This window comes from Falcatimonas sp. MSJ-15, assembly GCF_018918265.1.
Taxonomy (GTDB): Bacteria; Bacillota; Clostridia; order Lachnospirales; family Lachnospiraceae; genus Falcatimonas.
This window is the reverse complement of sequence record NZ_JAHLQC010000018.1, coordinates 1-22,775: the sequence shown is the minus strand read 5'-3', so window position 1 is coordinate 22,775 and position 22,775 is coordinate 1. Positions and strand designations below refer to the sequence as shown.

20 protein-coding genes are annotated in these 22,775 nt (G+C 33.6%); 18 read left to right on the top strand and 2 right to left on the bottom strand.

The features are described 5' to 3' along the window. Positions 1-12: 12 nt before the first annotated feature. The gene (locus KQI85_RS13190) at positions 13-1,062 is read right to left on the bottom strand and encodes a lactonase family protein (protein WP_216576542.1); all 1,050 of its coding nucleotides are present in this window, start codon (positions 1,060-1,062) and stop codon (positions 13-15) included. 497 nt (positions 1,063-1,559) lie between these two features. Here KQI85_RS13190 and KQI85_RS13185 point away from each other — a divergent pair, with 497 nt between their 5' ends. The 9 genes from KQI85_RS13185 (at position 1,560) to yajC (ending at position 9,072) form a co-directional block, all read left to right on the top strand. Further along, the gene (locus KQI85_RS13185; RefSeq protein ID WP_216576541.1) at positions 1,560-2,093 is read left to right on the top strand and encodes a helix-turn-helix domain-containing protein; all 534 of its coding nucleotides are present in this window, start codon (positions 1,560-1,562) and stop codon (positions 2,091-2,093) included. Between the two features lie 22 nt (positions 2,094-2,115). Next, positions 2,116-3,189 (top strand): ABC transporter ATP-binding protein, encoded by a 1,074-nt coding sequence (locus tag KQI85_RS13180; protein WP_216576540.1) that lies wholly within the window; start codon positions 2,116-2,118, stop codon positions 3,187-3,189. Next, positions 3,182-3,994: an ABC transporter permease gene (locus tag KQI85_RS13175; protein ID WP_216576539.1), complete on the top strand. Its 813-nt coding sequence runs from the start codon at positions 3,182-3,184 to the stop codon at positions 3,992-3,994. Before KQI85_RS13180 ends, KQI85_RS13175 begins: the two co-directional genes overlap by 8 nt. After that, complete coding sequence (locus KQI85_RS17020; protein ID WP_371820652.1) at positions 3,988-4,776, top strand: ABC transporter permease; 789 nt, start codon at positions 3,988-3,990, stop codon at positions 4,774-4,776. Before KQI85_RS13175 ends, KQI85_RS17020 begins: the two co-directional genes overlap by 7 nt. An 11-nt stretch (positions 4,777-4,787) precedes the next feature. After that, entirely contained in the window at positions 4,788-5,855 is a 1,068-nt protein-coding gene (locus tag KQI85_RS17015) for a PotD/PotF family extracellular solute-binding protein (protein WP_371820644.1), read from the top strand. Between the two features lie 151 nt (positions 5,856-6,006). Then, a complete protein-coding gene (locus KQI85_RS13165; RefSeq protein WP_216576538.1) occupies positions 6,007-6,240 on the top strand; it encodes a hypothetical protein in 234 nt (77 codons plus the stop codon). Positions 6,241-6,275: 35 nt separating this feature from the next. Beyond that, positions 6,276-7,379, top strand: a complete 1,104-nt coding sequence (aroC, locus tag KQI85_RS13160; RefSeq protein ID WP_216576537.1) for a chorismate synthase — start codon at positions 6,276-6,278, stop codon at positions 7,377-7,379. A gap of 212 nt (positions 7,380-7,591) precedes the next feature. Next, positions 7,592-8,725, top strand: a complete 1,134-nt coding sequence (gene tgt / locus KQI85_RS13155) for a tRNA guanosine(34) transglycosylase Tgt (RefSeq protein ID WP_216576536.1) — start codon at positions 7,592-7,594, stop codon at positions 8,723-8,725. A gap of 68 nt (positions 8,726-8,793) precedes the next feature. Further along, positions 8,794-9,072 (top strand): preprotein translocase subunit YajC, encoded by a 279-nt coding sequence (gene yajC / locus KQI85_RS13150; protein ID WP_371820651.1) that lies wholly within the window; start codon positions 8,794-8,796, stop codon positions 9,070-9,072. Between the two features lie 201 nt (positions 9,073-9,273). On the opposite strand, the gene KQI85_RS13145 is transcribed toward yajC, so the two are convergent. Further along, positions 9,274-9,579: a helix-turn-helix domain-containing protein gene (locus tag KQI85_RS13145; RefSeq protein ID WP_216576534.1), complete on the bottom strand. Its 306-nt coding sequence runs from the start codon at positions 9,577-9,579 to the stop codon at positions 9,274-9,276. 569 nt (positions 9,580-10,148) lie between these two features. Here KQI85_RS13145 and leuB point away from each other — a divergent pair. The 9 genes from leuB (at position 10,149) to KQI85_RS13100 (ending at position 22,474) form a co-directional block, all read left to right on the top strand. Beyond that, positions 10,149-11,231: a 3-isopropylmalate dehydrogenase gene (leuB, locus tag KQI85_RS13140; RefSeq protein WP_216576533.1), complete on the top strand. Its 1,083-nt coding sequence runs from the start codon at positions 10,149-10,151 to the stop codon at positions 11,229-11,231. A gap of 46 nt (positions 11,232-11,277) precedes the next feature. Beyond that, on the top strand, positions 11,278-12,948 hold the full coding sequence (gene ilvD, locus KQI85_RS13135) for a dihydroxy-acid dehydratase (protein ID WP_216576532.1): 1,671 nt from the start codon (positions 11,278-11,280) through the stop codon (positions 12,946-12,948). Between the two features lie 17 nt (positions 12,949-12,965). After that, on the top strand, positions 12,966-14,651 hold the full coding sequence (ilvB, locus tag KQI85_RS13130; RefSeq protein WP_216576531.1) for a biosynthetic-type acetolactate synthase large subunit: 1,686 nt from the start codon (positions 12,966-12,968) through the stop codon (positions 14,649-14,651). A gap of 491 nt (positions 14,652-15,142) precedes the next feature. Next, positions 15,143-16,228, top strand: coding sequence for a 3-phosphoserine/phosphohydroxythreonine transaminase (serC, locus tag KQI85_RS13125; protein WP_216576530.1), 1,086 nt, complete (start codon positions 15,143-15,145; stop codon positions 16,226-16,228). Between the two features lie 224 nt (positions 16,229-16,452). Further along, a complete protein-coding gene (locus tag KQI85_RS13120; protein WP_216576529.1) occupies positions 16,453-17,616 on the top strand; it encodes a phosphoglycerate dehydrogenase in 1,164 nt (387 codons plus the stop codon). 161 nt (positions 17,617-17,777) lie between these two features. Then, positions 17,778-19,013, top strand: a complete 1,236-nt coding sequence (locus KQI85_RS13115; protein WP_216576528.1) for a DUF1015 domain-containing protein — start codon at positions 17,778-17,780, stop codon at positions 19,011-19,013. Positions 19,014-20,525: 1,512 nt separating this feature from the next. After that, positions 20,526-20,981, top strand: a complete 456-nt coding sequence (locus KQI85_RS13110; protein WP_216576527.1) for a hypothetical protein — start codon at positions 20,526-20,528, stop codon at positions 20,979-20,981. Further along, positions 20,963-21,556, top strand: coding sequence for a hypothetical protein (locus tag KQI85_RS13105; RefSeq protein WP_216576526.1), 594 nt, complete (start codon positions 20,963-20,965; stop codon positions 21,554-21,556). The genes KQI85_RS13110 and KQI85_RS13105 overlap by 19 nt, the downstream gene beginning before the upstream one ends. 222 nt (positions 21,557-21,778) lie before the next feature. Beyond that, complete coding sequence (locus KQI85_RS13100) at positions 21,779-22,474, top strand: hypothetical protein (RefSeq protein WP_216576525.1); 696 nt, start codon at positions 21,779-21,781, stop codon at positions 22,472-22,474. Positions 22,475-22,775: the final 301 nt, after the last annotated feature.

Sequence of the window (22,775 nt, the reverse complement as noted above, 5' to 3'; positions counted from 1 at the left end):
TTTTATAAAATACTAATCTAACTTCTTGAATGCAATGCAGTTAGGAGTTTCAATCTTTAACGGAGCACCATTCATAACAAGAAGTCCACGTTCTCTGTCTAATGTAAAGAATGTGATTGAATCAGATTCATGATTAAGGCTTACAAGATGTTTACCATCAGGGAAGATATGAATATCTTTTGGATAATCACCACTTATTGGAAGAACTGTCATAAGTGTAAGAAGTCCGGTATTCTTATCAATCTTATATGTAGCAACACTATTCTCGCCGGCATTAGAGCAGTATAAGAATTCTTCATCAGGTGAGAAGTCAATTGCAGCAGCAGCAGTTGTATTCTCAGGCTTTATAACAGTAGGAATAGTCTGAATCAATTCAAAAGAACCAAATCCATTAGTACATTTGTATTCATATACATTGATGTAGTTCTTAAGTTCGCATACTATATAAGCATATTTGCCATTAGAACTAAACATCATATAACGTGGAGCTGATTCAAGCTCACATCTGATAATCTCATAGAGATTAAGTTTACCAGTCTTATGGTCAAAGTGATATACTTTTACCTGATCAATACCAAGGTCACATACACATAGATATTTCTCATCAGGAGTGAGAATAGCACAGTTAATATGTGGACGGAAGTTACGTTCTGCGATACTTCCCATACCTTTGTGATAGACTTCATCAAGAATCTTACCAACACTACCATCTTCGTTGAGTTCAAGAACAGTAACTTTACCATCGTGATAACCTGATACGAATAAGAAATGATCATCTTTGCTTAATGAGAGATGACATCCTCGCATACCTTTAATACTTCCTGTATTGATAAAAGTCAGATCACCATCTTTTTCAATTACATAAGCAGTTACACCTTCATCACATATTGAATAAAGATATCTTCCATTGTGAGATATAACAAGATATGAAGGATTATTTATATCAATTTCCTTTCGTTCAGTCATTCTGCCAGCTTCACAATCAAGATCATAGATATGGATTCCTTTACTTTTTCCAAGAGTATAAGTTCCAACGTATGAAACATATTTATTATTTTCCATAAATACTCCATCCTTTCATTGTATATTAATGATTAAGATATAATCATATTAATCAGATGCTTACAAAACTTTTATAAAATGAAATGTCAGAATTGACAATTAGCTTTTGTATTATAAATAGTTTTGCAGACATCTAATTATGTCAAATTCATTTTAACTTAATATGCTTCTATATTCAAGTAAAAATACATTCAGATATGTAAAAAAATACCATAAAGTAGAATAAAAAATACTATTGACATGTGCATAAATATGTATATAATAATCTGTGGAAAGTTTAGTTCTACTAAACTTTTAATAAAGTTTTGGTGTTAGAACACAATTACTAAACTTTTTATTTGATTTTAGTGTTAGAATACAATTACTAAACTTTTAGTATAGTATGCTATAGTGCTTTTATAATATATAGAATTAAAATATATGTTGTGAGAGGATATATTATAGAAGTATACTTGCCAGTTTAGGTTGCATATACAAGAAAGAGACGAGGTGGAAATGTGGAGATAGGAGGAAAGATAAAAGAGCTTAGAATGCTTAAGGGGCTTACTCAGGAAGAACTTGCAGATCGTTGTGAATTGTCAAAAGGATTTATCTCACAGCTTGAAAGAGACTTAACTTCACCATCAATAGCAACACTTGTTGACATATTAAAGTGTCTTGGAACAGATCTCAGAGAATTCTTTGATGAAACAGAGGAAGCTCAGGTTGTCTTTAGCAAAGATGATTATGCTAAAAAAGAGGATCATGAACTTAAGAATAGTATGGAATGGCTTATTCCGAATGCACAGAAGAATATTATGGAGCCTGTGCTTTTGACATTAGAGGCAGGCGGTTCAACATATCCGGATAATCCCCATGAAGGAGAAGAATTTGGCTATGTGCTTAATGGAAGTATAATAATTCATGCAGGAGGAAGAATGTATAAAGCGAAAAAAGGAGAATCATTTTATTTTACTCCACAGACAGAACATTATATAGAGTCAAAGTCCGGTGCAACAATAATATGGGTGTCATCACCACCAAGTTTTTAGACAAAGGAAGGATTTATAGTATATGAATAATAAATTAATTGATTTAAAAAATATTACAAAGGCGTATGGCAATAATGTGGTGCTTGATGACCTTAATCTATATATAAGAGAAAATGAGTTCCTTACACTTCTTGGACCAAGTGGATGTGGCAAGACAACTACACTTCGAATTATGGGAGGATTTGAAATACCTGATAAAGGTCAGGTTATATTTGATGGCAAAGATATTACAAAGCTTCCACCGAATAAAAGACAGCTTAATACTGTATTTCAAAAATATGCTCTTTTTACACATATGACTATAGCTGAGAATATAGCATTCGGTTTAAAAATAAAGAAAAAATCAAAAGCTTATATAGATGATAAGATTAAGTATGCGTTAAAACTTGTTAATCTTGATGGCTTTGAGAATAGATATCCGGATTCATTAAGTGGTGGACAGCAGCAGCGAATAGCAATAGCGAGAGCAATTGTTAATGAACCTAAAGTACTATTACTTGATGAGCCTCTTGGCGCACTTGATCTAAAACTTAGACAGGATATGCAATATGAACTTATAAGACTTAAGAATGAACTGGGAATTACATTTGTATATGTAACACATGATCAGGAAGAAGCACTTACAATGTCAGATACAATTGTTGTAATGAATCAGGGATATATTCAGCAGATAGGTTCACCTGAGAAGATATATAATGAACCTGAGAATGCATTTGTTGCTGATTTTATCGGAGAGAGTAATATAATTCCTGCTACGATGATAGAAGATAGACTTGTTAATATTCTTGGTGTTAAGTTCCCTTGCGTTGATGAAGGATTTGGTAATAATAAGCCGGTCGATGTTGTAATAAGACCGGAAGATATAGATCTTCTTGAACCGGGACAGGGAAGAATAGATGGAGTTGTTACTAATCTTATATTCAAAGGCGTTCATTATGAGATGGAAGTTATGGCTAATGGATATGAATGGCTTGTTCATTCAACAGATATGTTCCCGGTTGGTAAGAATGTAAGTATTAGCGTAGATCCATTTGATATACAGATTATGAATAAACCTGAATCTGAAGATGAACAGGCGGTGACTATAGATGAATAAAAAATCACTTGCATATCCATACATTATATGGATGATAGGATTTATTGTACTTCCACTTATAATGGTAGTCTATTATGGACTTACAGATAACACAGGATCATTCACACTTGATAATCTGACAGAGATATTAGTTGATTATAACTACAAGGCACTCTGGCTTGCACTTGGTCTGTCACTTATAAGTACATTAATCTGTCTTATACTCGCATATCCGCTTGCAATGATACTTAAGAAGATAAGTCTTAATCAGCATAGTTTTATAATACTTCTCTTTATATTACCTATGTGGATGAACTTTTTGTTAAGAACACTTGCATGGCAGACATTACTTGAGAGAAATGGTGTAATAAATAGTATATTATCAATGCTTAATCTGCCAAAACTTAATATAATAAATACACCTTATGCGATTATACTTGGCATGGTATATAACTTTTTGCCATTCATGGTACTTCCTATATATAATGTCATTGTAAAGATAGATCCTAATGTTATCAATGCAGGAAAAGACCTTGGAGCAAGCAACGTACAAGTATTTACAAAGATAATACTTCCACTTAGCGTTCCTGGTATAATAAGTGGAATTACAATGGTATTCATACCGGCACTTACAACATTCGTTATATCAGATTTGCTTGGTGGTGGTAAGATACTATTAATAGGTAATGTTATTGAACAGGAATTTACACAGGCAGGTAATTGGCATGTTGGTTCAGGCATGAGTCTTGTTCTTATGATATTTATCCTCTTAAGTATGGCTATTTTAGCCAAATATGATAAAAAAGGGGAGGGAACAGCATTTTGAAAAAAATAATAAATTTTCTTGAAAAATTTTATATGGTGCTGATTTTTTTATTATTATATGCACCGATAATTACACTCATTGTATTGTCATTTAATAAATCAAGGACAAGAGCAAAATGGGGTGGCTTCAGTCTAAAATGGTATATCTCACTATTTGAAGATGAAGCTATACTTAACGCATTATATACGACATTAATACTCGCTTTGCTGTCAGCACTTATAGCAACTATACTTGGAACGATGGCATGCCTTGGACTTAGAATGATGAAAAAATGGTCACGCAATACAGTAATGAGTATAACTAATATACCAATGCTTAATTCTGATATTGTAACAGGTATCTCATTTATGCTTTTATTCATTGGAATTGGCATGAAACTAAGCTTTAAGACAGTTCTTATAGCTCATATAACATTCAATCTGCCTTATGTAATACTTAGTATAATGCCAAAACTAAGACAGATTAATATGAATACGTACGAAGCGGCACTAGATCTTGGTGCATCACCTTCATTTGCATTCAGAAAGATAATACTTCCGGATATTATGCCCGGAATTTTATCAGGATTTTTACTCGCTTTTACAATGTCATTAGATGATTTTGTAATTACACATTTTACTAAGAGTCCTGGAATAGATACACTTTCAACTAAGATATATACAGAAGTAAGAAAAGGTATCAAACCGGAGATGTATGCACTCTCGACAATAATGTTTGTTACAGTGTTAGTATTATTATTAATAATTAATTTAAAGCCTGCAAAAAAAGATAAGAAGGCGTAAGGAGGACTATTATGAGAAGAAGATTAACCGGTATGGTGCTTGCATCAGCACTAGCAATAACTACAATATTTGGCGGATGTAAAGGAAGTGGTTCTGCTGGTGAGAATGGTCAGATTGTTGTATATAACTGGGGTGAATATATTGATCCGGATGTTATAGATATGTTTGAAGAAGAGACAGGAATTAAAGTTGTATATGAAGAATTTACAACTAATGAAGATATGTATCCAAAAGTATCATCAGGTGCAGCAGCATATGATGTAGTATGTCCATCAGATTATATGGTACAGAAGATGATAGAAGAAGGACTGCTTGAGAAACTTAATTATGACAACATTCCTAATATCGCTAACATAGATAAAGACTACTTAGAGAGTGCAAAACAATTTGATCCGGATAATGAATACTGTGTTCCATATTGTTGGGGAACAGTAGGTATATTATATAATAAGACTATGGTAGAAGAACCAATTGACAGCTGGGATGTACTATGGGATGAGCAATATAAGGGCGAGATTCTTATGCAAAAGAGTGTAAGAGATGCATTTGCAGTAGCACTTAAAAAGCTTGGATATTCACTTAATTCTAAAGATGATGCTGAATTAGAAGCAGCCAAACAGGAACTTATAGAACAAAAGCCACTTGTTCAGGCTTATGTAATTGATGAAGTAAGAGATAAGATGATTAATAATGAAGCAGCAATAGGCGTTATATATTCAGGTGAAGCTATATATACACAGAGAGAGAATTCAGATCTTGAATATGTAGTTCCAAAAGAAGGTTCAAATGTATGGATTGATGGATGGGTAATACCTAAAAACTGTTCTAATAAGGAAGGTGCAGAAGCATTTATTAACTTTATGTGTGATCCGGAGATAGCACTAATGAATTTTGAATATATCACATATTCAACACCTAATAAAGCAGCAAGAGAACTTATTGAAGATGAAGACATTAAGAATAGCAAGGTAGCATTCCCAGATAAAGATGTTTTAGACAGATGTGAGACATTCAATTATCTTGGTGAAGAATATGATGAGATATATAATAATCTCTGGAAAGAAGTAATGTCTAAGTAAAAGATATAAAATTTATATGATAAAAAGTTCCATCTACCGATATATATGTATAAGTAGATGGGATTTTTTTGTGTTGATTTAAAACGGTAAAGTGTGATAAAATAAAAAGTACAAAAGGCGTCAGGTCATGTGTACTTAAGGAGGTAATTAAGTGCAAAGAAGACATAGAAAGTATATATTTTTAAAAACAGTTATCATAACAAATCCTGATTCAAAGGAAACAGAGTATGAGACTTATGAGAGTGCTTTTAGAAAAGATACAGACAGCAGATATGAGAGGCTGATAATTGCATTGACTGACGATGGCAGACCGGAAGATATTGTTCATATGGCTGTCAATGCCGGACTTCGTGAAAAACTATACATACAGTACGATATCAGGTAGACTTTTAGTAAGTTGATTTGGAGGAAAAAATAATTATGGCTGGTTCAGGCTTTGGAAACATATTCAGAATTAATACATGGGGAGAATCTCATGGAAAGGGAGTCGGAGTAGTAGTCGATGGTGTACCGGCAGGACTTGAACTGTGTGAAGAAGATATACAGAGATATCTAAACAGAAGAAAACCAGGACAGTCAGTGTATACAACACCAAGAAAAGAAGATGATACAGTTGAGATATTATCAGGAGTATTCGAAGGAAAGACAACAGGAACACCGGTATCAATGATCGTATATAATACATCTCAAAGATCTAAAGATTATAGTGAGATAAAAGAATATTATAGACCAGGTCATGCAGATTATACATTCGATCAGAAATATGGTTTTAGAGATTATACAGGTGGTGGACGTTCATCAGGAAGAGAGACTATTGGAAGAGTTGCCGGTGGTGCAATAGCATGTAAGATTTTAGAGCAGATGGGAATTGAAGTATGTGCATATACTAAACAGATAGGCGATATTGAGATTGAATATGACAATTTTGATAAAGAATATATAAGTAAGAGTACATTATCAATGCCAGACAAAGAAGCTGAGGTAAAAGCAAAAGAATATCTTGAAAGCCTGATAGCACAGAAGAATTCATCAGGTGGTATTATTGAGTGTATAGTAAAAGGAATGAAGCCTGGAATAGGAGAACCGGTATTTGATAAGCTTGATGCATGTCTTGCTAAAGCGATTATGTCTATTGGTGCTGTAAAAGGTTTTGAGATAGGTATAGGATTCGAAGCCGCAAAGATGACAGGTTATGATAACAATGACAGCTTTGTAATGAGAGATGGTAAAGTTACAAAGAAGACTAATAATGCAGGAGGAATACTTGGAGGAATAAGTGATGGAAGTGATATTGTCTTACGAGCTGCAATAAAACCGACACCATCAATAGCCAGTATACAAAATACTGTCAATAGAAGTGGAGAAGACATAGAGATCTCTATAAAAGGAAGACATGATCCAGTTATTGTACCACGAGCAGTAGTAGTAGTAGAAGCTATGACAGCAGTTACAATTCTAGATCTTCTTCTTGTGAATATGGCTTCAAGACTTGACAGAATAATTGATTTCTATAAGATATACTAATTGTGCAGTGTTGCCAATAGATTATGATTAGCTGTGATTATAAAAAAAGTGTAAAATATCAAAAAAATATTGAAAAAAGTACGCTTCTTGGTTATACTTGTAATATTGACGAGACATATATTTGATAGTAAAAATATAGTAAATATATGTATCAATAATAACAGCCTTATAATGCCACAGTGCATTATGAGCGGGAACGAAACGAGGTTACTATGTATAAGTTAATAGCACAGGATGGCCGTGCTAAGCGAGGAGAGTTCCATACAGTTCATGGAGTTATACAGACACCGGTATTTATGAATGTAGGAACAATAGCAGCGATAAAAGGTGCGGTATCAACCACAGATTTACAGGAGATAGGAACACAGGTTGAACTATCTAATACATATCATCTTCACTTAAGACCAGGAGATGAAGTTGTTAAAAAATTAGGTGGTCTTCATAAGTTTATGGTATGGGATAAACCTATTCTTACTGATTCAGGTGGATTTCAGGTATTCTCTCTTACAAGTTTAAGAAAGATCAAAGAAGAAGGTGTATATTTCAATTCACATATTGATGGAAGAAAGATATTTATGGGACCAGAGCAGAGTATGCAGATACAGTCTAATCTTGCATCAACTATTGCGATGGCATTTGATGAATGTCCTCCACATCCTGCAACAAGACAGTATATGGAAGATTCTGTTGCAAGAACAACAAGATGGCTTGAAAGATGCAAAAAAGAGATGGCAAGACTTAATTCACTGCCTGATACAATTAATAAGAATCAGATGTTATTCGGAATCAATCAGGGAGGAACATTTGAAGATATAAGAATTGAACATGCAAAGAGAATATCAGAACTAGACCTTGACGGTTATGCAATAGGTGGTCTTGCAGTAGGCGAATCACATGCTGAGATGTATAGAATTCTTGATGAGACAGTTCCATATCTTCCTCTTGAGAAGCCTACATATCTTATGGGCGTTGGAACACCAGCTAATATTCTTGAGAGTGTTGAAAGAGGTGTTGATTTCTTTGATTGTGTATATCCATCGAGAAATGGCAGACATGGACATGTATATACTAACAAAGGAAAACTTAATCTATTTAATGCAAAATATGAACTGGATGACACACCTATTGAAGAAGGCTGTGGATGTCCGGCATGTAAGACATATAGCAGAGCATATATAAGACATCTACTTAAAGCAAAAGAGATGCTTGGAATGAGACTATGTGTTCTTCATAACCTGTATTTCTATAATCATATGATGGAAGAGATAAGACAGGCAATAGAAGAAGGCAGATATAGTGAATACAAGAGACAGAAACTTGATGGCTTTAAGGAAAATGATAAATAATTTTATTAACAGGAGGAAATGAGATGAACTTTTTACTTACTACAGCTGCTTCAGCTTCAGGTGGAACAATGGGATGGGGCTTTATTATTGGTTATATCGTATTAATCGGTGCATTAATGTATTTTATGGCTATCCGTCCACAGAAGAAACAGCAGAAAAAACAGCAGGAATTAATGAATTCAGTAGAAACAGGCGACAGCATACTTACAACAAGTGGTTTTTATGGAGTTGTAATTGATATAACAGATGATACAGTTATAGTTGAATTTGGTAACAATAAGAATTGTAGAATTCCAATGCAAAAGAGTGCTATTGTTGATGTAGAAAAAGCTAAAAGCGATAATTAATAGCAATGAATAATAACGATAATTAATAGAAAGGCTAAGAACGACAAAAAGTTCTTAGCCTTTTTCTTTTCTTTTTTTGCTCTTTGTTAAGAGGGGGGAATAGAAAAAAGGCATCCATATAAATATGAATGCCAATTCCCTACACTGTTAAATGTCGTCTAGTCATATTTACGACATTTAAATAAAACTGATAGCTAATAATTAGTGTGGCTCATGAAGAGCATCTAAAAAGCCTAAAAGAGTTGCACGCTGCTTTGGTGAAAGCTCATAGATTCTCTTTACGAGTGGATCTTCAAGAAAACCTAAAGGTGCGTTATCATCAAAGAAATCGCTAAGAGAAATTTCTAAAACCTCACATAAATATGATAAGATTTCAACAGTAGGATTCTTATTTCCTAATTCAATCTCTCTTAAATAACTCTGAGATATTCCAGCTTTGTTAGCTAATCTGTTTACAGTGTAATTTTTTTGTGTTCTCAAAAAAGTAATTCTTTTACCAATGTCCATAATTTAGTACACCTCTATTCTGAACTGTTGTTAGGATATCAGAGATATGAAAAAAAAATTACAACTATATAAGAAAAAATTATATTTTATAAAAATAAAATTAATAAATAGTACCTAATATGAAAAAAATATAAAAAATCCAATTAGAAAAATCCGTCAATAAACTATATTTTGGCTAAAATGTATATCAAAAAGTTTTTTTACAAAAATAAGGAAAAAGAATTGATATGAAGAAAAATATTAAAAGAATGAATTTATTAAGAATATAGTAACTTTATCAGGATAAAAACTATATGAAAATATATTTCACAATAAAATGAAAATAATCACAATAAAAAATATCTGATATTATGTGTATTAGCTTATGCAGAAGAATATGAGAGTTCATCGATGTAAAGTGACATAAGAAAAGAGAAATATGATATACATTTGACATGATTGAAAATTAATGGTTGAAAAATAAAACAATATAGTATATGATATAAAACATAGGCTTTAATAACTTACAGCAATAAAGATTAAAGCGACAAATGGTAAAGAAATAAAGATAATATAAAGGAAGTGGCATAATGAATTACAATATAGCAGTTATACCGGGAGATGGTATTGGACCGGAGATAGTCAGAGAAGCAAGGAAAGTGCTTGACAGAGTAGGTAAAAAGTTTGGACATACATTCAACTATAAAGAGCTGCTCATGGGAGGAATCTCAATAGATACATACGGAGTTCCACTTACAGATGAGACACTTTTAGAAGCTAAGAAAAGTGATTCAGTTTTACTTGGAGCAGTAGGTGGCAATGTAGGTAACTCAAGATGGTACGATGTAGCACCTAACTTAAGACCAGAAGCAGGACTTCTTGCAATAAGAAAAGGACTTGGATTATTTGCCAATATAAGACCGGCATATCTATATGAAGAATTAAAGGACAGTTGTCCATTAAAAGCTGAGATAGCAGCAGAAGGTTTTGATATGGTTATAATGAGAGAACTTACAGGTGGTCTTTATTTTGGTGAGAGACATACAAGTGAAGTTAACGGAGTTATGACAGCTGTTGATACTCTTACATATAATGAAGAAGAGATAAGAAGAATTGCAATAAAAGGATTTGAGATTGCAAGAAAGAGAAGAAAAAAAGTAACAAGTGTAGATAAAGCTAATGTTCTTGATTCATCAAGATTGTGGAGAAAAGTTGTTGCAGAAGTAGCAAAAGATTATCCGGATGTTACACTTGAGAATATGCTTGTAGACAACTGTGCAATGCAGCTTGTAAAAGATCCTGCTCAGTTTGATGTAATTCTTACAGAGAATATGTTTGGCGATATTCTGTCAGATGAAGCAAGTATGGTAACAGGTTCAATAGGAATGTTGTCATCAGCAAGTCTTAGCAGCTCAAAGCTTGGACTTTACGAGCCAAGTCATGGTTCAGCACCTGATATCGCAGGACAGAACATTGCGAACCCAATAGCAACTATTCTGTCAGCAGCAATGATGTTAAGATATTCTTTTGACCTTGATGCAGAAGCAGATGCAGTTGAGAATGCAGTAAAACAGGTCTTAAGCGAAGGATATAGAACAGTTGATATTATGTCAGAAGGAATGACAAAAGTTGGCACAGATAAGATGGGAGACTTAATAGCTGACAGAATATAGATAAAGAGAATAATTATTAATATAGAATCGAAAGGAAGATAAGACGATGAAAAGTGATGCAGTAAAAAAAGGAACTCAGCAAGCTCCTCACAGATCATTATTTAATGCACTGGGACTTACAAAAGAAGAGATGGATAGACCACTTGTTGGTATTGTAAGTTCATATAACGAGATAGTTCCGGGACATATGAACCTTGATAAGATAGTAGAAGCAGTTAAACTTGGCGTAGCAATGGCAGGAGGAACACCAATTGTATTCCCTGCAATCGCAGTATGTGATGGTATAGCAATGGGACATACAGGTATGAAATATTCACTTGTAACAAGAGATCTTATTGCAGACTCAACAGAAGCTATGGCACTTGCACATCAGTTTGATGCACTTGTTATGGTACCAAACTGTGATAAGAATGTACCTGGACTTTTGATGGCAGCAGCAAGAGTTAATGTACCAACAGTATTTGTAAGTGGTGGTCCTATGCTTGCAGGTCATGTTCATGGTAATAGAACAAGTCTTTCAAGCATGTTCGAGGCAGTTGGTGCTCATTCAGCAGGCAAGATGACACTTGAAGAATTAACTGAATGGGAAGAAAAAGTATGCCCAACATGTGGTTCATGTTCAGGAATGTATACAGCTAATAGTATGAACTGTCTTACAGAAGCAATAGGTATGGGACTTAAAGGCAACGGAACAATACCTGCTGTATATTCAGAGAGAATCAGACTTGCCAAACATGCAGGTATGAAAGTTATGGAATTACTTGAGAAGAATATTCGTCCAAGAGATATTATGACAAAAGAAGCATTCTTAAATGCACTTACTGTTGATATGGCACTTGGATGCAGTACTAATACAATGCTTCATCTTCCAGCGATAGCACATGAAGTTGGAATTGATCTTAACCTTGATATAGCTAACGAGATAAGTGCTAAGACACCTAATCTGTGTCATCTTGCTCCTGCAGGTCATACATATATGGAACAGCTTAATGAAGCAGGTGGTATATATGCTGTAATGAAAGAACTTACTAAGAAGAATCTTCTTAATACAGATCTTATAACAGCTACAGGTAAGACAGTAGGAGAGAATATAGCAGATGCAGTTAATCTCAATACAGAAGTTATAAGACCTATTGACAATCCATTCAGTGAGACAGGTGGAATCGCAGTATTAAAAGGTAATCTTGCACCAGATTCAGGTGTAGTAAAACGTTCTGCAGTAGTACCTGAGATGATGGTACATGAAGGTCCTGCAAGAGTATTTGACTGTGAAGAAGATGCTATTGCAGCAATCAAAGGCGGTAAGATAGTAGCAGGCGATGTTGTAGTAATTAGATATGAAGGTCCAAAAGGTGGTCCTGGTATGAGAGAGATGCTTAATCCAACATCTGCAATAGCAGGAATGGGACTTGGCTCAAGCGTAGCACTTATTACAGATGGACGTTTCTCAGGAGCATCAAGAGGAGCATCAATTGGACATGTATCACCGGAAGCAGCAGTAGGTGGACCGATTGCACTTGTTGAAGAAGGCGATATTATTAAGATTAATATACCAGAGAATAAACTTGAACTTGATGTTTCTGATGAAGAACTTGCAAGAAGAAGAGCAAACTGGGTACCAAAAGATCCAGGTAATCTTACAGGATATTTAAAACGTTATAGAGAGCTTGTTACATCAGGTAACAGAGGAGCAGTACTTGAAGTACCAGCCAAATAAGATATAGGGGTGAAAAAATGCAACTTAATGGTTCAGAGATAATCATAGAATGTCTAAAAGAACAGGGTGTCGATACAGTATTCGGATATCCTGGCGGTGCAATACTTAACGTATATGATGCACTTTATAAACATAGTGATGAGATAACACATATACTTACATCACACGAACAGGGAGCTTCACATGCTGCTGACGGATACGCAAGAGCTACAGGCAAAGTAGGTGTATGCTTCGCAACAAGTGGTCCGGGAGCAACTAACCTTGTAACAGGTATAGCAACAGCTTATATGGATTCTATTCCAGTCGTTGCTATCACATGTAACGTTACAGTTCCACTTCTTGGCAAAGATAGTTTTCAGGAGATAGATATAACAGGTGTAACTATGCCTATTACAAAGCATAATTACATTGTTAAAGATGTAACAAAACTTGCTGATACAATACGAAAAGCATTCAAAATAGCAGCAAGTGGAAGACCTGGCCCTGTACTTATTGATATAACAAAAGATGTTACAGCGAATGTCACAGAATATGAAAGATTAGAAAAAGAAGAAATAAAACCGGTAACAGAGACAATCACAGATGCAGATATAGATAGAGCTGTAGAGATGATTAATGCTTCTAAGAAACCATTCATATTCGCAGGCGGTGGAGTAATATCATCAGGTGCATCAGAAGAACTTAGAGAACTTGCACATAAGATGAATTCACCTGTAACAGATTCACTTATGGGAAAAGGCGGTTTTAGCGGAGAAGATGACCTATATACAGGAATGCTTGGAATGCATGGAACCAAAGCCTCTAACTTCGGTGTTACAGAATGTGATCTTCTGATAGTCGCAGGTGCAAGATTCAGTGATCGTGTAACTGGCAATACAAGTAAGTTCGCAAAGAATGCGAAGATACTTCAGATTGACGTAGATCCGGCAGAATTCAACAAGAATGTTGTTATAGATGCAAGTGTAACAGGTGATGTAAGAGAAGTATTAAAGAGAATTAATGAGCGAGTAGAAGCTGTTGACAGAACAGAGTGGGTTAATCATATAAAAGAGTTAAAAGCGAAATATCCTCTTACATATAATGAAGACAAGCTTACAGGACCATATATAATTGAAAAAGTATATGAAGTTACTAATGGTGATGCAATCATATCAACTGAAGTTGGACAGCATCAGATGTGGGCAGCCCAGTATTACAAATACAAAGAGCCAAGAACACTTCTGACATCAGGTGGACTTGGAACAATGGGATATGGTCTTGGTGCAGCAATTGGTGCTAAGATGGGAAGAAAAGACAAAGTAGTAGTCAACATTGCAGGAGATGGCTGCTTTAGAATGAATATGAACGAGATAGCAACAGCGACAAGACATAACATTCCTATTATAGAGATTGTTGTTAATAATCATGTTCTTGGTATGGTAAGACAGTGGCAGACTCTATTCTATGGAGAGAGATACTCACAGACTGTATTAAATGATGCAGTTGATTTTGTCAAAGTAGCTGAAGCTATGGGTGCAAAAGCATATAGAGTAACTAAAAAAGAAGAATTAGAGCCTGTATTAAAAGAGGCAATAAGCCTTAATATACCTGTACTTATTGATTGCTATATTGGTGAAGATGATAAAGTATTCCCAATGGTAGCACCGGGTGCTCCTATTTCAGAAGCTTTTGAAGAAAAAGATCTAGAAGAGCAGAATAGATAAGATAAATAGAATAAACAGATAGTTTATATAAAGATGCCGCACTTTTGGGTGTGGCATTTTTATAAAATATGCACTGCTTAAAGTTAAAAAAGTGAAACTGTAGCACTTTTAATTGATGCAATCTGCACTATAATATCTGGATTAGAATGTTAAGTGATATATATTGTAGGTTACTTATAGAGTCTGACTTCAGGTAACAATGTCATAATATCATTAAGCAACAATGCTGGCATAATATAAGAGATGATAATACAGGTATAATATAGGCAGATAATAATGTTAACATAATATAAGCATTTGAATATGATATTTAATCATATTAGTCAATAAGATTAATAAAATTAAATAAAAATCAAAAAATAATTTACTTTAAAGTTGTAACGTATTGACTTTTGGCAAAGATTGTCATAAAATAGACATATCTTGTTGAGAAAAATGATAACATAATTTTAATAAGAAAATTTTGATAAGAAATGAAAGGGAGGATTATCATGAAGAGAGTATATAACTTTTCAGCAGGTCCGGCAGTATTACCGGAAGATGTATTAAGAGAGGCAGCAGATGAGATGCTTGATTACAATGGAACAGGAATGTCTGTAATGGAGATGAGTCACCGTTCTAAAGCATACGAAGAGATCATTACACAGGCAGAAGCAGATCTTAGAGAATTAATGAACATTCCTGACAATTACAAAGTATTATTTTTACAGGGTGGAGCTTCATTACAGTTCGCAATGATTCCTATGAATCTTATGAAGAATAAAAAAGCTGATTATATCATAACAGGTCAGTGGGCGAAGAAAGCATACAAAGAAGCTCAGAAATATGGCGATGTAAGAGCTATAGCTTCATCAGAAGATAAGACATTCTCATACATACCTGATTGCAGTGATCTTGATATTGATGAAGATGCAGACTATGTATACATCTGTGAGAATAATACAATCTACGGAACTAAGTACAAAGAACTTCCTAATACAAAAGGAAAGACACTTGTAGCAGATGTATCATCATGCTTCTTATCAGAACCAGTAGATGTAACTAAATATGGTATAATCTATGGTGGTGTTCAGAAGAATATAGGACCTGCAGGTGTAGTAATTGTTATTATCAGAGAAGACTTAATCCCTGAGAAGACAGAAGATTATGTTCCAACAATGATGCAGTATAAGATTCATGCAGACAATAAGTCATTATACAATACACCACCAGCTTATGGTATCTATATCTGTGGTAAAGTGTTCAAATGGCTTAAGAAGATGGGTGGACTTGAAGCTATGAAGAAACATAATGAAGAAAAAGCAGCTATTCTATATGATTTCCTTGATCAGAGTAAATTATTCAAAGGAACTGTTGAGAAAAAAGACCGTTCACTTATGAATGTTCCATTCGTAACAGGAGATGCAGACCTTGATGCCAAATTCGTAAAAGAAGCAAAAGAAGCAGGTTTTGAAAATCTTAAAGGTCACAGAACTGTTGGCGGTATGAGAGCCAGCATCTACAATGCAATGCCAACAGAAGGTGTAGTAAAACTTGTTGAATTCATGAAGAAATTCGAAGCTGAAAATCTAAAATAGTTATCAGTAGACAAATTATTATTAGTATACAATTATTACTAGTATATCAATTATTATCAGTATACAATTATTACTAGTATATCAATTATTATCGGTATACCAATTATTACCGGTATACTAATTATTATTAGTAGACAAATTATCATCAGTTAATTGCAAAACTCTTTATCTTAAAGAGTTTTGCAATTACTTAATACAATATTATATATGAAAGGAATAGTAAGATGTTTAAGATTAATTGCCTTAATCCTATATCAAATGTAGGAACAGATTTATTCACAGAGAATTATGAGATAGTAGAGAATTATGCAGATTCTGATGCGATCTTAGTAAGAAGTGCAGCTATGCATGACCTTGAATTACCAGATACAGTTGAAGCAATAGCAAGAGCAGGTGCAGGTGTCAATAATATCCCACTTGATGAATGTGCTAAAAAAGGTATTGTTGTATTCAATACACCAGGTGCTAATGCTAATGGAGTAAAAGAACTTGTAATTGCAGGTCTTTTATATGCAGCCAGAGATATAGTAGGTGGAATTAACTGGGTTCAGACAGTAAAAGATGATGAAAACGTAGCAAAACTTGTAGAGAAGAATAAGTCAAAGTTCGCAGGAACAGAGATTCTTGGTAAAAAACTTGGTGTAATCGGACTTGGAGCTATCGGTGTAAAGGTTGCCAATGCAGCAGAAAAATTAGGAATGGAAGTATTAGGATATGATCCATATATATCTGTTAATGCAGCATGGAATCTCTCAACTAATGTAAAACACATTCAGTCTATTGATGATATATTCACACAGTGTGATTATATAACAATCCATGTACCACTTTTAGACAGTACAAAATATACAATTAATAAAGAAACTATTGCTAAGATGAAAGACGGTGTTGTAGTTCTTAACTTCGCAAGAGATCTTCTTGTTAATGATGATGATATGAAAGAAGCACTTGAGAGTGGTAAAGTTAAGAGATATGTAACTGATTTCCCTAATCCAAAGTCAGTTAATATGCCAAATGTAATAGCAACACCTCATCTTGGAGCATCAACAGCAGAATCAGAAGATAATTGTGCAATAATGGCAGTAAAACAGCTTATGGATTATATTGAGAATGGTAATATTACTAACTCAGTGAACTATCCTGCATGTTCACTTGGTGTATGTCAAAAAGCCGGACGTGTAGCAATTAATCACAAGAATATTCCTAATATGATTGGACAGATAACAAGCGTAATATCAGCATGTGGACTTAATATCTCTGATATGGTTAATAAGAGTAAAGGCGATTATGCATATAGCTTAATTGACGTTGAAGCACCTGCAACAGACGAATTATATAATAAATTAAAAGAGATTGACGGTGTAATTAAAGTAAGAATTATTAAATAAGATTGATGGTGTAATTAAAGTAAGAATTATTAAATAAGATTGACGGTGCAATTAAAGTAGGAATTATTAAACAAGCGAGAAGTTATAGATTCGTGGCGAAACCCCATAAGCTTGCTTGTGGGGTAGCCAGTAGATGAAGAATAATGAAACAGGGGGATCTTATGGCAGTTATAAAGACTTTTAAATGCGTTCATCCGGCAGAGGATAAGATTGAGAAAGTGGCAGCTTTACCATATGATGTATACAATAGAGAAGAAGCACTTGCTGTTGCTAAGAAGAATCCATTGTCATTTATTAATATAGACAGACCAGAGACACAGTTTGAAACAGAACATGATATGTATGCAGATGATGTCTATCAGAAAGCAGCAGATATGCTTAATGAATGGATTGATAATGGAACATTTGTCGAAGAGAGAGAAGATGCATTCTATGTATATGAGCTTACGATGAATGGCAGAACTCAGACAGGTCTTGTTGCGTGTGCTTCAATTGATGATTATGTTAATAATGTAATTAAGAAGCATGAGAATACAAGAGAAGAAAAAGAGATTGACCGAATAAGACATGTGGATACAGTAGGGGCACAGACAGGACCTATTTTTCTTGCATATAGAAAAAATAATATAGTGAGTGCAATAATTAACAAAGCTAAATCTAAGAATGCAATGTTTGATTTTACATCAGAAGATGGAATACGCCACAGAGTATTTAAGATTGATGATGCAGTAGATATCGAAGAGATAAAAAAAGCATTTGAAGATATTAATGACATATATATTGCTGATGGACATCACAGAGCAGCATCAGCAGTAAAAGTTGGTCTTAAAAGACGCAATGAAAGCGTATGGTATAATGGAGAAGAAGAGTTCAATTACTTTTTATCAGTATTATTTCCTGATGAAGAGCTTATGATAATGCCATATAACAGAGTCTTGTATGAACTTAATGGAATGTCAGAAGAAGAGTTCTTAGCAAAGTTAAAAGATACTTTTGAAGTTGTAGCAAAAGACAGTGGAGTAGAACCAAGAGAAAAGCAGACTTATGGGATGTATCTTAGCGGACAGTGGTATGAGATAAGACCAAAAGAAAAAGTTAATACAGTAGATCCGGTTAAGAACCTTGATGTATCAGTATTACAGAATCTTCTTTTTGAACCCTTATTAGGAATTGAAGATCCAAGAACAGATAAGAGGATTGATTTTATAGGTGGAATCCGTGGAATAGCTGAACTAGAGCGACTTGTTGATGAGCAAATTGCAAAAGTAGCATTCTCTATGTATCCTACATCAATAAGCGAATTATTCGCAGTATCAGATGCAAAGATGTTAATGCCACCAAAGTCTACATGGTTTGAACCAAAACTTAGAAGTGGAATATTTATACATAAGATATAAGTGAGGTTGAAACCTGCAATAATTGTCTGTACAAGAAATATAGATTATATTCTTAGGATATAATCTATCATAAAATATAGGATAAACTATAAAATAATTATAAAATATATTGAAAAAGTGTAAAAAAAATTCACGGCAGCGAGGGCAAAGCCCTCGCTGCCGTACAAGTGAATCCACAATCAAGTTGTGGATTCACTTGCAATATTGTACTATTGTTCTTATTGGGATTATTGTATTATTGTGTTTATTAGAATTATTATATTATGATACTTATTAGATTACTGTATTATGATACTTATTAGATTACTGTATTATAGTACTTATTAGAATTATTATATTATGGTACTTATTAAAACTATTGTATTATTAGAATTAGATTGATAAAAATCATTAAATAGTTATATGTCTAACTGTTATAATTATCTGTGTAGCTATTATCTGTGTAACTATTATCTGTGCAGATAAATCTTGATAGAAAAGAATCTTGATAAAAAAATGCTCTGGTAAAATATGAAAAGATTAAGTTGTTAAATGCCTTAATGGTTCTTATTTCGTAAAAAAGACTGAACCTGTTGCATTTATTATGATTAAGAAATTCTTAAACGTTCATTATATAAGAATCCAATGAAATTGAATATTAAAGTGGAAATTGATATTATGTTATGCCTTATAGAATATGAAAAAAGTTGTCACTATATATATATAGGTTGATGCAAAGCGTATGTGTTGTATACTATTATTATATGAAAAGAATATAAATGTGAGATTAATTTATCTGTTCTTATTTATTATCAGTTAGAAATTAAAAATGAAAAAATAAGTCAAACCAATAGCTTTTAAGTTTTTAACTGTATGTGGTAGGTAATAAGAGATGAATTATATACATTCTAAGATATTCTTTTGTCTATACCTGCACATTGATAATTTCATATTGCTAATACTTGGATTCTGATTATTGTTCATATTTTGATTATGCTTATTATACATTGTAACCGTAGTAATTATATATGCCAACTGTATTAATGTATGTGTTGGTATTTACATATATACTTACTTATATCTGTTTTGGGCATCTGTATTGATTTTGGCTTCTTAGATTAGTATTTACATAGTTGTGAGCATCATTAATGCAGTATATACAAAATCAACATTAAGAACTTAAACTTACTTCGTCATTATTCAGATCAGTGCAAATTTGTTTGCACTGACTGATAATTCCTCGAACGTGTAAGTTCTTAAAGTTGTTTTGAACATACTGCATTAATGATGCTCACAAGGTATGGATGTATTGCACTATGTTCTATTTATGTATATATGCATAATATAAGATTATGTATGATTATAAAATGATTTGATGAATACAAGTATTAGATTGATAAAGAGTATAAGACTCAAACAGTGTTTTTCTAATATATATTATATACCTGTAGCTGTTTATCTGAACTATTAAGATAATGTAACTGATAATTTAAGGATAAAACCTAACGTAGAACAAAGGAGAAATATATTTTAATGCTAGATAATATTAAAGACACTACAATAGAATTTATTACGAGCAAATTCCTTGGCATTATTAAAGAAATAGGCAATGATATACTTTCTGAAAACGCTTTAAAAAAAGCCTGTGAGAGCAGTTCTGATGATAAGAGTGATATCATAGAAGCAAATATGCGACTGATATCAGATGCTTTGCAACAGGATCTTAACCAGAATGTTATGTATACTGAAGATGAGTTAAAGAAAATATTTGATGATTCTTATGACAACTATATTAAAGATGATACAAGTGATGAGATTAAGGATGAACTCTGGGAAAGGTTCCGTCTATATATGCCACAGTATCTTAGAAGATATGAAGAGTCTCTCTCTGTTGGTGATAAGAGAATTCTTCAGAAAATCAGAGAACTAGATGATAAGATTCAGAATACAAATAATATGGATACAAAAAAATGTTTCATGAAGAAATAAGAAAACTTAGAGCACAGCTGCCTTATAGGAGCAATGTTCCATGCATTGATTTTGACAAAATATATGGTGCAAGAGTTAGCTTTTATCAGCCTATATCTACATACTACGTCAACTGCTTTGATTTTGACAGATTAAAAAGAACAGAAGAATCGGAAGAATTAGGAGAATCAGAAAAACCGGAAGAATCGGAAGAATCAGAAACCCAAAATTCAGATAAAGACAGAAATTTATATGACCCAAACCAATTAACTGATATATTCGAACTTCGATTCCTTATCAAAAATATCGGAAACAGTATTATTACAAAAGTTGCTATTGAAGATGTGAACATTATGTATGTATCTACAATACATGATATTTCTTATGACAACAAAATGGGTGATTGGAAATCAGTAGCTGTTCATAATCAAAAAATTGAAAACATTCTTAATATACTTTCTGAAGCTGAAGATTATATTCACTTAATACTTACTGTAGATGATATGAGTATATTTGAGAAGGAGAAATTAAAGAATAGTATATTAAGGAGTACTGAATTACAGAATACTGAATTACAGAATAGAATATTAGCATAGCTTGAAGATTGGCACAAAAACGAAAGGTTATATATATCCTTCGTGCTTGGATTGCAAGGAAATATTACAAGAAAATACAGATATAGTCTTTTCTTAGCAAAGAAAATTCAATCCAAAGATAACGATAGTATATATGGCGAGTATACGATAGGGGATGTTAATGTTACAGAGATTCAATAAGTCTGCAATATCAATTAAAAGACAAGAGAGGAGCTGATCTTAATGATCAAAGACGTAAAGACACGTAATAAGATACTCGGAGGTATAGGCATCGCAGCTATAATAGCTTTACTGATAGCTATTCCCGCTGTCGGCAGTAGTTCAAAGCACAATGATGTTGCTGCTAATGATACGGAAATTACTTCTGACGCTCTGCAGAAGGAGTCGGACATTGATAGTCATCAATATCCGACTTCATCTGCAGACCTAGAAAGTCAAAGCAGTGAAGAATTAACCACAGCCAATACCCTAGAGAACAGCAGTGAGCCAGTAGAGAGTAGCACAGCTGGAGAAACAGTAGATACAACAAATGTAGCAAGTAATACAGCAGAGAGTGAGCAAGGCAATCAAAATGTAGATACTAGTAATAATACTGTTGTGGATAATAGTAATGCACCGGAGAATGTAGCAGATGATAGTAACAATGGTGCAGATGATACTGTTGTTGATAATGATAGTGGAGATACAGTAGATGTTGCTGATAATAGTGATTGGAATACTAAGATTGAAACTATAGATAAAACAACAGGTGGAAGGGACGAGTCCGGTGGTGCTTATGTGGTTCACGAGGGAGACCAAGCAAGACACGATGTTGGTGATAGTGTAACTGTAAAACAAGTATATGACCAATTAATAATGGACGGATATAGTGATGAAGAGGCTAGAGAAATTTTAAGAGGAAAAGGATACAACATATAGAAAAATAAGGTATATGCTTAATTGGTAAAATAATGTTTATACAGAGTAATTGATACTCTTTATTTTTTACTCTTAAGTTATAGATATAGACTTGATAAATGAATAATATAAAAATGAGCAATTTTGATAAACACTTAAGTGTTTATACAGGTTAAAGGGAAGAGTAGTTAATGGCTCTTCCCTTTTTGTGTTTGCGCGCCATGGGCGCGCTCTAACGGGTGCAAGTCCCAAACATGCCCAGATAGTGGGAAGTGTACAGCCGAACAGCAAGGGTGTCTATCGCAAGGTAGAATCTGAAGGA

What these genes read in the sequence shown, in the direction of transcription:
- KQI85_RS13190 (WP_216576542.1), bottom strand. Translation starts at nt 1,062, where the DNA reads ATGGAAAATAATAAATATGTTTCATACGTTGGAACTTATACTCTTGGA.
- KQI85_RS13180 (WP_216576540.1), top strand. Translation starts at nt 2,116, where the DNA reads ATGAATAATAAATTAATTGATTTAAAAAATATTACAAAGGCGTATGGC.
- KQI85_RS13175 (WP_216576539.1), top strand. Translation starts at nt 3,182, where the DNA reads ATGAATAAAAAATCACTTGCATATCCATACATTATATGGATGATAGGA.
- KQI85_RS17015 (WP_371820644.1), top strand. Translation starts at nt 4,788, where the DNA reads ATGAGAAGAAGATTAACCGGTATGGTGCTTGCATCAGCACTAGCAATA.
- aroC (WP_216576537.1), top strand. Translation starts at nt 6,276, where the DNA reads ATGGCTGGTTCAGGCTTTGGAAACATATTCAGAATTAATACATGGGGA.
- tgt (WP_216576536.1), top strand. Translation starts at nt 7,592, where the DNA reads ATGTATAAGTTAATAGCACAGGATGGCCGTGCTAAGCGAGGAGAGTTC.
- yajC (WP_371820651.1), top strand. Translation starts at nt 8,794, where the DNA reads ATGGGATGGGGCTTTATTATTGGTTATATCGTATTAATCGGTGCATTA.
- KQI85_RS13145 (WP_216576534.1), bottom strand. Translation starts at nt 9,579, where the DNA reads ATGGACATTGGTAAAAGAATTACTTTTTTGAGAACACAAAAAAATTAC.
- leuB (WP_216576533.1), top strand. Translation starts at nt 10,149, where the DNA reads ATGAATTACAATATAGCAGTTATACCGGGAGATGGTATTGGACCGGAG.
- ilvD (WP_216576532.1), top strand. Translation starts at nt 11,278, where the DNA reads ATGAAAAGTGATGCAGTAAAAAAAGGAACTCAGCAAGCTCCTCACAGA.
- ilvB (WP_216576531.1), top strand. Translation starts at nt 12,966, where the DNA reads ATGCAACTTAATGGTTCAGAGATAATCATAGAATGTCTAAAAGAACAG.
- serC (WP_216576530.1), top strand. Translation starts at nt 15,143, where the DNA reads ATGAAGAGAGTATATAACTTTTCAGCAGGTCCGGCAGTATTACCGGAA.
- KQI85_RS13120 (WP_216576529.1), top strand. Translation starts at nt 16,453, where the DNA reads ATGTTTAAGATTAATTGCCTTAATCCTATATCAAATGTAGGAACAGAT.
- KQI85_RS13115 (WP_216576528.1), top strand. Translation starts at nt 17,778, where the DNA reads ATGGCAGTTATAAAGACTTTTAAATGCGTTCATCCGGCAGAGGATAAG.
- KQI85_RS13110 (WP_216576527.1), top strand. Translation starts at nt 20,526, where the DNA reads ATGCTAGATAATATTAAAGACACTACAATAGAATTTATTACGAGCAAA.
- KQI85_RS13105 (WP_216576526.1), top strand. Translation starts at nt 20,963, where the DNA reads ATGTTTCATGAAGAAATAAGAAAACTTAGAGCACAGCTGCCTTATAGG.
- KQI85_RS13100 (WP_216576525.1), top strand. Translation starts at nt 21,779, where the DNA reads ATGATCAAAGACGTAAAGACACGTAATAAGATACTCGGAGGTATAGGC.